Below are 13,379 nucleotides of genomic sequence, written 5' to 3'. Positions count from 1 at the left end.
ATTAGACTAAAACGCAATATACAAAGAATCATTTAAGGGATAAAAATGATGACAAATAACCAGGCAGCTAACCAAACAGCAGATAGCGTAACAGCCATTAATGAATTAGAAAACTTCTCTGCCCAGCATGATGACGACGGTATCGTCACCGTCACGATTGACCAAAGCAAACGCAAAATGAATGTCATCGGTGATGGCTTTACGGAGACATTCGCCACGATAGTCGATAGTTTCATCAATGATGATTCAGCTACAGGCTTGATACTCACATCGGCTAAAGAAACCTTCGTGGTTGGCGCAGATATTGATCAATTGAACCAGATAAAGACAGCCGAGCAAGCGTTTGCATTGACCGAAGAACTAAAAGGGAGTTTGCGCAAGCTTGAGACCTCAGGCAAGCCTATCGTCGCTGCTATGACAGGAACTGCATTAGGCGGCGGTTTAGAGCTCGCGCTAGCATGTCATTATCGTATTGCGATTGACACACCCAAGACCAAGCTTGGTTTGCCTGAGGTGAAACTGGGCTTATTACCTGGCGGCGGTGGTACTCAGCGCTTACCAAGGTTAGTCGGTATTCAAGCAGCACTGGAGCTGATGACGCAAGGCAAAGAACTTCGCGCTGCTGCTGCAAAAGACATCGGACTTATTGATGCGACTGCTACTGATCAAGCAGATATGCTGAAGCAAGCAAAAGACTGGATTCAAAATAATCCAAGTGCGCAGCAGCCATGGGATAAGAAAGGCTTTAAAATTCCTGGCGGCGATAGCAAGCATCCAAAGGTAGTTCCTATATTCTCTATCGCCCCAGCCATGGCTAATCAGAAATCACATGGTAACTATCCTGCGATCACCCATATTATGTCTTGTGTGTTTGAAGGATGCCTAGTGGATATCGATACAGGGCTTGAGATCGAGTCGCGTTATTTTGCCGCTTGCGTACGGTCCACTGAATCTAGAAACATGATCAACACCTTATGGACGCAGCTGAATAGCATCAAAAAAGGTCAGTCTCGTCCTCAAGGATTTGAACGCACAACCACTAAAAAAGTCGGTATCTTGGGCGCTGGCATGATGGGCGCTGGCATTGCTTATGTCACTGCCAAAGCAGGTATAGATGTCGTGCTATTGGACACAGAGATTGCTAATGCTGAAAAAGGCAAAGCGTACTCTGCTAATATTTTGGATAAAGCCATCAGCCGAAAGCACGCTACCGAAGAGAAAAAACAAGCTCTACTAGAACGTATCACGCCAACAGTCTCTTACGATGATTTAGCAGATTGTGATCTTATTATTGAAGCAGTATTTGAAAACCGAGAAATTAAAGCCAAATGTACCCAGCAAAGTGAAGCAGTGATTTCAAACACGGCCGTCTATGCTTCTAATACCTCAACGTTACCCATTACAGGACTGGCAAAAGCCAGTACGCGACCAAACCAGTTTATCGGTCTTCATTTTTTCTCGCCAGTAGACAAGATGCCACTCGTTGAGATTATCATGGGCGAGCAAACTGATGATGCAACATTGGCCAAAGCTTTCGACTATGTTGTGCAAATAGGTAAAACGCCTATCGTCGTCAATGACAGTCACGGATTTTATACCTCGCGGGTATTTGGCACCTATGTATCAGAGGGTATCGCGATGCTAGGAGAGGGTGTGCATCCGCGTAGCATCGAAGTTGCCGGTATGAAAACAGGTATGCCGATGCCGCCCTTAGCATTGCAAGATGAAGTGTCGTTAAGCCTAGCATTGCATGTCAGCGAACAGCAGCAAGCGGATATGGCAGCCGAAGGTAAGCCAATCGTAGTGCGTCCTTCTTATGACATACTAAAAACATTGGTTAATGAGCATGGGCGCGAAGGTAAGAAAAATGGCAAAGGATTCTATGACTATCCAACAGAGGGTGATAAACATCTATGGCCTGATCTGATAAATTTATATCCGCCAAAGTCAGAGCAACCATCGCAGCAAGATTTGGTGGATCGCTTGATGTTTATTCAAGCCAATGAATCTGCTAAGTGCTATGAGGAAAATGTTGTGCGCTCAGTTGCCGACACCAATATAGGGTCTATCTTTGGTTGGGGGTTCGCCCCGCAGCATGGTGGTACGCTACAATTTATCAATGCAATGGGCGTGAGTGCGTTTGTTGAGCGTAGCCGTGAGCTGGCCGCGAAATATGGTGAGCGTTTTGAGCCTGCTCAAATCTTGTTAGACATGGCAGTCAAAGGCGAGACGTTCTCCGATGACTGATGCGCATTTATCAAATCATGATCAAATGGCGGACTGTCTACGAGGGTTACGAGTGGTCGATCTGACTCGTAATCTACCAGGACCTTTTGCCACGCGCTTGCTTACGGACTTGGGCGCAGACGTCCTTAAAATCGAACCCAAACAAGGTGATCCTGCTCGGGTATTTGGTGAATTATTCGCAGCTCTAAACCACGGTAAGACGACCGAAAAATATGATTTTCATGATCCCAAAGAGATTGAAGCTATAAAAGCACATCTTAAAGAAGCTGATGTGATGCTAGATAGCTTTCGCCCAGGTGTCTTGGCAGAAATGGGGCTAGATGCTAAGACCTTGCATGCCATCAATCCAAAGCTAGTAATAGTGTCAATCACTGGCTATGGCGTAGCAGGCAATTACACAAAAGAAGGTGCTTATTTAGAAGATGCTGATTCAAAAAACAGCTCTCAAGTGAATCATGACTGGGCCAATAAGGCAGGTCATGATATCAATTTTATGGCTATGAGCGGTGTACTAGATCAACTAAGGACAGCGCAGGGTGAGCAGGCCATGCCCAATATTCAGTTTGCGGATTTGGCAGGTGGTAGTGATACAGCAGTGATAGCACTGTTGGCTGCCGTATTTGCCGCGCAGCGTACGGGCAGGGGACGACACATTGCTATTAGCATGACGCACAGTTTGTACAATCATATGGTCATGCCAAAGGTCACAGGCAAACTGATTAATAGCCTTTCAGGAAATGGCTTAAACGACACTCTACTGCCGCAGCATGACTTTTTAGGCGGTGCATTGCCATGCTATCGATTGTACCAAACCGCTGACCAGCGCCATATGGCGGTTGGTTCCTTGGAGCTTAAGTTTTGGCAAGGGCTATGTGAGGTATTGGAGCTACCGTCGCTTAAAGAAATACACTGGCAACTTGGTATCATGCCCAATAGACCTGAGAGTGAAGCCGCGACCAACACAATTGCGAAAAAATTCGCCAGTCAAACGCTTGAGCATTGGCAACGTGTATTTTCAGCAAAAGATGTCTGTGTGACCCCTGTACTGAGTTTGCATGAAGCCAAAGCTCACCCTTTATTTGCACATCAAGATGAGCATCATTCAACGTCAGGATGGCAGCAAGTGAATTAATAATTAGTATGTAATAGCTCTGGAGAAAAGAGAAGAAGATATTGAGCCGCTGCTGGCTAGTATCTTTTCTTAGTCTTTATTATTCTAACTGTCTGTATAAACCAGAGTGATTGAACTTGTATATTTATAACTGTCTATCTAAAATTGCCTGAATAAGAGACAATACGCCCATAAATCCTAAAGTTTTACGGTACTGAAGCATAGTAGCGCGTTCAAAAGCTCTTAGAGATTGAGCAACAGACATTTAATAAATTTAACTTAAGCAAAAAGGCAGTTCTGAATGACCAAACATAACCCGTATAATTTTTTACCTTTGCAGCCAACAGGTAGAAACGAGACCAATACTGCTAATACCTATGCTCCTGAAGATATGATTAAAATATACGAGCAGCAGTTTCTCATTCAAGTGCCAGAAGAAGAGCTGACCGAGTTTTTGCCAGCGTTAAAAGCATTTTATGATATCGACAACCATACCTTAGATGTCAGTGCCATTATTTTTGATGCAATCGCAGACTCTGCTATCATTTATAATCATAAAATCAAAGTCGGCGACTATCGGATATTAGGTGAGTTGATAGAAGAGGCGATTGAATATGATGAAGATAACAAAAGTGATGAAAGCGCTGAGAGTGAAGAGATTCAAGCCTATACATTAGAGTGTCAGCGTACTTTCTTCATTAACGATGTAGAAATACCTTATCATTTCAATCTATTTATTTATGGCGATGGTTATTCTACTTTAACCAAAAAAGAAACCGTATTAGAAAAGATGTATTGGTTTGTCAGAGGTAGATTTGAAGAAGATTTGCTAGATGATGCTGAAGATAACGACAGCTTAGAGTCTATTAATGCGCAACTGGCCAGTTTAGGTATTCGTGAAATGGATCTGACGACTGTAGATGAGATAATCAGCTATGTAGAAGGCAGCATCATTGACGATCCAATGGTAGACGAGCTTAACAAACTGTTGGATGATGCTGAGTAGTGTGGAAGATAAGTTAGTAGAGTAATCAGCAAAAGAACAGATTTGAAAAATTATATAGCTGAAAAACTAGAAAAAAGCCTCACTGCTCGTATGATGAATGGTGAGGCTTTTTAAACTCACAACCTCATAAATAAGTTCTTTCGACATCATCCAAAATTACATGACGCGATACATTTCTAAGTTTTTACCCATCTCTCCTCAAAGGGTCAGTCGATTTCCTATATAATGTGAGCTATTTCGTTATTGTTGATCCATTCAATTTAGGCTTTTTTCTTAGCAAAAAACGCTTCTTATCAGGTAAAACGGTGCTTTATGTTCAACGCTTCCTCGACTCGTTTAAATAAATACATCAGCGAAAGTGGTATTTGCTCTAGGCGAGACGCTGACCGCTTTATTGAACAAGGTAATGTATACATCAATGGCAAACGTGCGTCGGTAGGTGATCAAGTGGTTGCTGGAGATGCGGTAAAAGTCAACGGGCAGCCTATTGAGCCACGAGAGCCTGATGATTTTATTTTTATTGCGTTGAATAAGCCAGTGGGCATTGTGAGCACCACGGAAAGCTCTGAGAAAAATAATATTGTCGATTTTGTGCGACATAGTTTGCGTATTTTTCCAATTGGCCGTTTGGACAAAGATTCTCAAGGTTTGATCTTTTTGACTAATAACGGTGATTTGGTCAATAAGGTACTACGTGCTGGTAATAACCATGAAAAAGAGTATCTAGTTACAGTAAATAAGCCGTTAACGGATAGTGTTATCGAAGGTCTGGCGGGCGGTGTACCGATGCTTGGCAAGATGACCAAAAAATGCCCAGTGACTAAAGTAGCTCCTAATGTCTTTAACATCACGCTCGTTCAAGGTCTAAACCGTCAAATTCGCCGTATGTGTGAGCACTTTGGCTACGAAGTCGTTAAGCTTGAACGTACGCGGATTATGAATGTAAGTCTCAAAGGTCTTCCCGTTGGTGACTGGCGAGACTTAACCCCAAAAGAGCTGTCTGTGTTGCTTAAATCTGTAGAAGATTCCTCTTCGCAAGACAATCACTCAAACAAGAAATCCCGCAATACGCCACGAAAGAAACCTCGTGCGGATGCTTCGTCAAAGTCAAAACCATCTACAAAATCAGCAGGTGCAGCAAAGGGGCGTAACAAATACGCCAAGGACGATGCTAGAAAACCAGCAGGTTCTAAAGGTAGGGATGGACGTCCTACTGGTCGTGGTAAGCCGTCAGGCAGTAATGGTAAATCTGGAGGCAATGGTAAACCTGCTACTAATGGCAGGCGTCCTTCAAAGGGACGAGGCTCTTCGCGGTAATAATTTTTCACAATGTGACGGCTATATTTATTGCTGAAATAGCCGTAAGCTAAATAACTTTAATCTTAACGAGATCATATTATGTTTAAAATAAAAGTAGAGCGCATTGTCAAAAAACCGATTGATCAGGTATTTGAAGCGCTGAGTGACCATGCCAGTTATGGCTCATTTAAAGCGGTGGGGGTTGCTAAGTTGGTGAATGAAGGTGACGAGGAGCGCAATGGCGTCGAAGCTTTACGTAGCATTCAAACGGGACCCGTTAAGTTCTGGGAGCGGATTACGGCGTTTGAGCGTCCTACTCATATGCAATACCAAATCGAAAAATCTAAACCCATCAAAATGCAGCATGATAAAGGTTGACCCCTGCCGTCAATCCCGTAGACTTAAACTTGGGAGATTTTAGTTACGCAGCCTGACGATAATAATCAAACCACACCTGTCTTGGCGTTTTATAGCCCAAACCCTTTTGGATTCTAGTCTGATTGTACTCAAGCTCAATATATTTAATGATATCACTGATGGTTTCGAACCTTGTTTTATAGTCTTCGTGATACACCAACTCATTCTTTAATACGCCCCAGAAACTTTCTATCGGAGCGTTGTCGAAACAATTGCCTTTGCCACTCATAGATCCTGTAAACTGATGCTGTTTAGTGATCTTGTGGTAGGCATGGCTACAGTACTGACTGCCTCTGTCAGAGTGAACTATTAGCTCTTTGCTGGGCCGTTTGTTCTTGATGGCCATGTTCAATGCTTTGCATACTAAATCTGCGGTCATACGCTTGTTAATAGCGTAACCGACAAGCTCTTTGGTGTATAAGTCTTTAACCCCTGCTAAGTATAGCCAACCCTCATCTGTCCAAATATAAGTGATGTCACTGACCCAAGCCTCATTAGGGCGATTGGCATTAAATTTCTGTTCTAGACGGTTTGGGTAGATAAGCTTGTTATGGTTTGAGTTGGTGGTGACTTTAAAGCGCTTGTGACGACGGCATTTAATGCCGCACTCTTCTTTAATGCGTCTAACCATATATTTACTTATGGCATATCCTTGCCCTGTAAGGTAAGCATGCAATCGCTCATAGCCATAGCGCTGCTTAGTCTCATCATGAGCCACGTGAACCAGCAGCTCACACTGGTTGCGGTGGATCTGCTGATTACTAACACCACGATTTATCCAGTTATAATAGCTTGATGGCTTGACATCTAATACGTGACACATACAAGTGATGCTAAATATTTTCTGGTTATCCTTGATAAAGACGTACCTCATCAACTGTGCTTCGCGAAGTACGCCGTGGCCTTTTTTAGAATATCTCTCTCTTCCTGAGCAACTTTGAGATCACGTTTAAGACGTTTATTCTCTTCTAGTATAGCCATAAGCTCAGGATCATATTCTTTAGTACCGATTAGCTTGCCTTTATTAGCTTTGTTTTGCCAGTTAGATAATGTCTGCATAGCGATGCCAAGCTGCTTTGCCGTTACTGAAACATTGCCATCATTATCTGCTATCTTTTTAACGGCCTCTGCTTTGAATGTTGCACTATAGGTTCTGATTTTCTTAGTCATGATAAACTCCTAATTGAGTCGTTAGTTTACCAAGTTTGGTTCTACAGTTTTTTTAGCATAGCTCAGTCACTGCTGTCACTGCTGTCATAGCCCTGCGTCTTGCGTCACTAAAACAGTCTACTGGAATGTTTCTTAACATTTCTCATTGGCGAAGTACGCCGTCGCCTCATTCGAGCATAATTCTCATCTTGCGTTAGGGCGAAGCGGTGCTTCGCTTTATTCCTCCTCATTTAATATCTCTCGTTCCTCTTCAGCAACTTTAAGCTGTCTTTTGAGGCGCTTGTTCTCTTCCATCACGGCCATAAGCTGTGGATCGTACTGCTCAGTTCCTTCAAGATTATCTTAATTGGCTTTGTTATGTCAGTTCGATAGCGTTTGCATGGCGATGCCAAGTTGCTTTGCAGTCGCTGAGATGTTGCCGTTATTGTCTTCTATCTTTTTGATGGCTCCTGCTTTGAATTCCGTACTGTAGGTTGTAATTTTCTTGGTCATCCTAGACTCAGATTAATACGCTTAGTTTACCAAGTTTACGTGCAAGGTTTATTTAGCATAGCTCACTACTGTTTATGTGTCATCTTTTGAGTTTGAACAACGGTATTATGAGTTTTTAACTTAGTAAGGTATCATCGACTGACTTGATTACTCAACTTCCGATATACTTGAGGCAGTTCACTACAATTAAAATTGTTGAACTTCGTTATTAACAAGATTTTTTAAGCAAACATCGAGTAGAAAGACAATGCATCTAATGCATTGTCCTAGATAATTTTTTACTTTTAGTTATGGTTTTTGATTTCAGTAAACAATGATTTTTCTCAAACCAGAAACCAAAGTCCACCCATAATAACCAGTCCTGAAACTGCTAACACAATCAAGCAATATCCCATAATGGCACGTGCATCAAGTCCTGCAATACCTAATAACGGTAATGCCCAGAATGGCTGTATCATATTTGTCCAGGCATCTCCCCATGCAATTGCCATAGCCGTCACACTAGGATTAACCCCAAGCGCTGTACCAGCGGGTATCATGACAGGCCCCTGAACGGCGAATTGACCACCACCTGAAGGCACAAAAACATTTACGATACCAGCACTTAAAAATGCAAACACGGGAAAGCTGTCTGCTGAGGCATTATTGATAAAAAATTCAGTCACCTCAGTACTAATTGAAATACCATTGAGGTTTGCTCCTGTCATTATACCCATAATACCACCATAGAATGGATACAGTAATACGATGCCAGTAATACTGCTGATACCTGAATTGACAGCCAAATAGTAGCGCTCAAGAGTGCCATGGGCTAATAATCCCATAAATAAAAACAGGCCAATGACTATGTTAAATCCTAAGCTAAAGCCATTACTGGTAAATTCATTCACATAATACATGAGTGCAAGCGCTAGTAAGACAAAAGCAATAAGACGGCTGTCATCTAACTTTTGGGCTGGTGTATCATGTTTAGGCGCTTGGTAAACCTCATTTTTTAGGATACTGGGATCAACTAACGTCGGATTTTTGGGGTGCATAAAGCTATTAAGGATGGGTATAACTACGATTAAGGTAATTAGAATAGCTAAGTTGTAGGGAGCGAATATAGTTTGTGATAGAGGAATAGCATCGGTCAAGATGTCTCCTGAAAGTTGTTTTAACGTATCGCCACCGCTGCTTAGTGCCAAAGGGATTGATCCAGATAGCCCTGAGTGCCAAACTAGAAATCCAGAGTAAGCAGAAGCAACCAATAGGGGATAATCCACTTTAGTTACTTTTTTGGCAAGAGATCTAGCAAAAACAGCACTAATTACCAAACCAAAACCCCAGTTGATCAAAGCGCCTGCCATTGCTACTAACGTTACTATGATAATAGCAGCTTTTGGCGAATGTACTTTATCTGCCATAGCATCCAAAAATCGCTGAATAAAAGGAGCGTTGGCAAGGGCATAGCCAGTGATTAGAATTAATGCCATTTGCATGGCAAAACCATGCAATGACCATAGGCCATTGCCCCAGTGGCCTGCCATAGATAAAATATCTTGTCCAGTTAAGATAAGACCAGCTGCAAATGCGATAAGAGTGAGAATAATGGAAAAAACAAAAGACGATGGTAAATAACGATTGACCAGTTTTACACTGGCATTGGTTAGCATAGTCAACATAGCAAACATCCTTGTATTATTTTCAGTGACTTTTGTATAAAGACTTGGATCAATGTGGATATGAGTCTAGTGTCTTTATAGCGTAGGGCACCTTATTTTGATTTTTTAAGTGAATAACAGTCCATAAGTTGTTAATTCGAGTGACAATCTTTGCAGTTCGTCCTTATTTATTCGTTATGCTTCTTCTTATGATGTGATTTTAAGACTGTAGCCTTATTTATCTTGACTGGTTTTGATGTCTCAAACTATATCTCTATAATTCTGGCCATCCATATCAAAGTCCTTTTGATAGAATTATCTTTACTCGCTTTCCATAAAATAGTTGTAATATTTCTCCCTTAACGTTTTTTTGCTAATTTTACCTGTGCCTGTATAAGGCATTTCATCAATTAAAACAGTCGCAGAGGGAATCGACCATTTATGCAGTTTATGGGTCAGGTACATTTCTATATCTATATGTGCGATCTGCGTTTCGGGCTTTGCGACTAAAATTAAAAGCGGGCGTTCTCCCCATTTTGAATGATTAGCGGCAATTACTGCCGCTTCAGCAACGTTTGGATGGCTCAGCATGGCATTTTCAATTTCGACGCTACTTACCCATTCGCCACCAGTCTTAATCATGTCTTTTGCCCGATCAGTAATATTCATATAGCCATGCATATCGATCGTTGCTATATCCCCTGTATCAAACCATGTCTCTTTGTCTTCAGCTATATTATTAGTCAATTGTTTACTATCATTGTTGCTCTCAATATTGCTGTAGCTTTGTGCGACATTATGTCCTCTGATTTCTAGCACACCCTCAGAGATCCCGTTGTGGGGCAGTAACTTATTATGTTGGTCCCTTAATCGCATTTGCATACCGAAAATAGGCCTACCGCATTTGAGTACTTGCGTTTTTGGTATATTCTTTAGATCTTTTACTCTATTGCAAGCGCCCAAAGAGCTGGTTTCAGTCATACCCCATGCGTTCTCAAGAGCAATACCATGATGACTTAAGCTCTCGATTAAGGAGTAGGAAGCTGCAGAACCGCCTGAGATGGCTCGTTTTAAAGTAGTTTCGGTGATATTGTTTTCTTGCAGATGGTTTTTCAGCGCTGTCCAAATAGTGGGTACCGCCATTGAGACATCTACTGACTGAGTCTGAATCAGGTTATAAATCTTTTGAATTTGGCCAGCAAAGGAGTTGGGCCATACAATTTTTGCTCCACATAGCACTGCATTAAACGGTATACCCCACGCACTGATGTGATACAAAGGTACAATCGGCATGATACAGCTGCTTTCATCAAGACCTACCACATTAGGCATACTCAGAGTTAGTGCGTGTAACACCGTACTACGATGTGAATAAAGCACACCCTTAGGAACACCTGTCGTACCTGACGTATAGCAAAGACCACTTGCGCTTTGTTCAGCGATATCAGGCCAATCATAAGTGATTGACTCTTTAGCAATAAGCTCTTCATAGAATATAAAATCAAGTGATGACTCTAATGTTTTGTCTATCTCACCTAGTACAATGAAATATTTCACGAAAGGTTTAAGATGTTCATGGAGGGATTCGATAATGTGCAGACAGTCTTGCTCAACAACAATAACTTCATCTTGAGCAGATGTGATAATTTGTATTAATTGCTCATGGGGTAATTTTGGATTGATAGTATGATAAATGCGTTCTGAACAAGGAATGGCATAGTGGAGTTCAAAATGCTGGTAAGTATTCCAAGCAATCGTTCCGACCTTAGCACCTTTACTAACTTGAAGTCGGTCTAAGCTATTAGCAAACTGGGCAACTCGATCAAAAGCATCTTTATAGGTATACTCATGTGTAGTCACACCATCTGATTTTAGAGTTACGATTTTCTGCTCAGAATAGAGTGCTAAAGCATGCTGCATGATAGAAGTGATATTTAGATTACAATGCATCATCATTCCATTAATCATCTTTCTTTCCTTAGTTAAGATGGTCGATGTTAATGATGATGCAACTATAATGCCAAATATTTTAATTATATAAATCAATAGCTTAAATATAAAAAGATATTTTCATTTTGAAAAATTATTTCACTTTTGAAACGTTACTATCCATAACTTTCATTTTACGCCATAGCGTTGTACGGCTAATACCTAGATTTTTGGCAGCCAATTCTAGATTGCCATCAACGTCCTGAAGTGTTTGTTCTATCAGTAGTGATTCTTGATTTATCTTGGCTTTCTTTAACAGAGAGGTGTCATTTGTTTTTTGGGTAGATGAAAAAAGCTCTGGCAAATGCAGAGATAAGAAATTCGGCTGAGTATGACTTTTATCAAAATAAAACAGAACCTGTATTCTCTCTATAATATTTTCTAATTCACGAATATTTCCAGGCCAGCTGTATTTCTTTAACAAGTGTGGAAGGGCGTCTGGTAGGTCTTTGATCGACTTTCTATACTTCTTTAGAAAACTATCAGCCAATGTCAATATGTCTTCTGGTCGGTTTCTCAAAGGTGGTATGGATAAACGAAGAATATTGAGACGATAATATAAATCCGCCCTAAAATTGTCATTGGCAACCAAGTTTTCTAAGTCGGCATGTGTGGCGGCGATAACGCGAATATTGAGATGATGACTAGCAGTTGAACCTAGCCGGCTAATTTGTCTTTCTTGTAACACTCTTAAAAACCGTGTCTGTAAATGCAGAGGCATGTCACCAATTTCATCTAAAAATAAAGTTCCATTATGTGCAGACTCTATTAACCCAATCCGGCCATTTTTTTTGGCGCCAGTAAATGCACCTTCGGCATAACCAAATAGTTCACTTTCTAATAAGCTTTCTGGGAAAGAGGCACAGTTGATAGCTACAAAAGGTGCTTTACTACGACTACTATGATTGTGAATACTCTGTGCTAAGACTTCCTTACCTGTTCCACTCTCACCTGTAATTAACACAGTACTGTCAGTTTTGGCATAGGCTTTCGCTAAGGATAAAGTGGTCTTAAAAATGGCGTTTAGAGTAGAGAGTTGGTTGAAACGGTAGCGGGTATTGAAGTTTCTAGAAGATACTTTTCTAAATTCGCTGCTAGAATATTCTAATGCGTTGAGTTCTTGAGCACTTAAAATATAGCCATTAATATAATCGTTGTTCATCTCTAAAATATGAACCGCCAACTGGTAGTTTTCGATATCAAGTAGTTGGCGTGGATTATGAGCAGCGGTATCTAGATTTAAGTTACCAAAGATATCTGCAGGTGATTTATTCAGTACGTCAGCGGGAGACTTTTTAAGCAGTTCGGCCATGGATGTATTGATAAAAGATATTTTTTTATTTTTGGTGATAAAACAAACACCCTCATTTAGATGGTTAAATATCTCCGTAAGACGGATAATGGTAGATTGTTCTCTCCTTATTTTTTCTAAACTTCTCAAGGCATTCGCGAACAGATCTTTAAGCGATACCACAGTCATCGCTAATTGTCCGACCAGACCTTCATTAATGGCCAGCTCTACTGATATAGGTGAACCAATGACAGCATCAAACTTTTCTTTTTTGATTAGCTGAACGGTTCTTTTGGCATCGAAATAAGAATCGTAAGTGAACTGTTCGATATCTAGCAAAAAAACTTCTGAATAATCTTCTAGACTGACTGTAGTGGTAGATTTTCCGAGTAAAGCAATACGTTTGTATTGCTTCAAACTAGAGATGGCTTGGATAACATCAAACATACCTGTTCTAATGACCTGAATTTCAATACTTAGTATCTTTTGTAAATAACTAGCCGTTGCTCCTGTACACAAGATTATTTGACAACCATTGATGGTCAGTTGCTGCGCTACTACTTCAACATCAGAAATATGACATTCAACAAAACCAATATCTTGTGAATCAATCTCTAATATGGCTTGTTCGACCAAAGAACGAATCCCATTAATATTTGGGGTATGGATATAGGTAAATAAAATATTAATAGGTTTGTTATTAGACATCCGTTG

Annotated in this window: 9 protein-coding genes and 1 pseudogene; 5 read left to right on the top strand and 5 right to left on the bottom strand. The window is 40.9% G+C overall.

The genetic code is table 11. From position 1 onward, the window contains the following. The first annotated feature begins 45 nt into the window (after positions 1-45). From QO187_RS09545 to QO187_RS09525, 5 genes are all read left to right on the top strand, one after another. Entirely contained in the window at positions 46-2,247 is a 2,202-nt protein-coding gene (locus QO187_RS09545; RefSeq protein WP_228153207.1) for a 3-hydroxyacyl-CoA dehydrogenase NAD-binding domain-containing protein, read from the top strand. Continuing rightward, positions 2,240-3,379: a CaiB/BaiF CoA-transferase family protein gene (locus QO187_RS09540; protein WP_102094014.1), complete on the top strand. Its 1,140-nt coding sequence runs from the start codon at positions 2,240-2,242 to the stop codon at positions 3,377-3,379. The genes QO187_RS09545 and QO187_RS09540 overlap by 8 nt, the downstream gene beginning before the upstream one ends. A 280-nt stretch (positions 3,380-3,659) precedes the next feature. After that, a complete protein-coding gene (locus QO187_RS09535) occupies positions 3,660-4,364 on the top strand; it encodes a hypothetical protein (protein ID WP_102094016.1) in 705 nt (234 codons plus the stop codon). Between the two features lie 312 nt (positions 4,365-4,676). After that, the gene (gene rluF, locus QO187_RS09530; RefSeq protein WP_101205290.1) at positions 4,677-5,681 is read left to right on the top strand and encodes a 23S rRNA pseudouridine(2604) synthase RluF; all 1,005 of its coding nucleotides are present in this window, start codon (positions 4,677-4,679) and stop codon (positions 5,679-5,681) included. Between the two features lie 81 nt (positions 5,682-5,762). Then, positions 5,763-6,041, top strand: coding sequence for an SRPBCC family protein (locus tag QO187_RS09525; protein ID WP_228153208.1), 279 nt, complete (start codon positions 5,763-5,765; stop codon positions 6,039-6,041). 43 nt (positions 6,042-6,084) lie between these two features. Here QO187_RS09525 and QO187_RS09520 read toward each other — a convergent pair. The 5 genes and pseudogenes from QO187_RS09520 to QO187_RS09500 form a co-directional block, all read right to left on the bottom strand. After that, a protein-coding gene (locus QO187_RS09520; RefSeq protein ID WP_102094018.1) for an IS3 family transposase occupies positions 6,085-7,250 on the bottom strand; the annotation gives its coding sequence in 2 pieces (ribosomal slippage) (positions 6,085-6,992 and positions 6,992-7,250; 1,167 coding nt in all). Between the two features lie 225 nt (positions 7,251-7,475). Beyond that, positions 7,476-7,742: pseudogene (locus QO187_RS09515) on the bottom strand (transposase); the annotation flags it as partial. A 323-nt stretch (positions 7,743-8,065) separates the two neighbouring features. Continuing rightward, positions 8,066-9,406 (bottom strand): short-chain fatty acid transporter, encoded by a 1,341-nt coding sequence (locus tag QO187_RS09510; protein ID WP_102094019.1) that lies wholly within the window; start codon positions 9,404-9,406, stop codon positions 8,066-8,068. A gap of 300 nt (positions 9,407-9,706) precedes the next feature. Continuing rightward, positions 9,707-11,353, bottom strand: coding sequence for an AMP-binding protein (locus tag QO187_RS09505; protein WP_102094021.1), 1,647 nt, complete (start codon positions 11,351-11,353; stop codon positions 9,707-9,709). A 115-nt stretch (positions 11,354-11,468) separates the two neighbouring features. Continuing rightward, a complete protein-coding gene (locus QO187_RS09500; protein WP_102094022.1) occupies positions 11,469-13,373 on the bottom strand; it encodes a sigma 54-interacting transcriptional regulator in 1,905 nt (634 codons plus the stop codon). Positions 13,374-13,379 lie beyond the last annotated feature (6 nt).

It is taken from the genome of Psychrobacter sp. Arc9 (genome assembly GCF_041431295.1).
GTDB lineage: Bacteria > Pseudomonadota > Gammaproteobacteria > Pseudomonadales > Moraxellaceae > Psychrobacter.
This window is presented reverse-complemented; position numbering and strand designations above follow the sequence as displayed.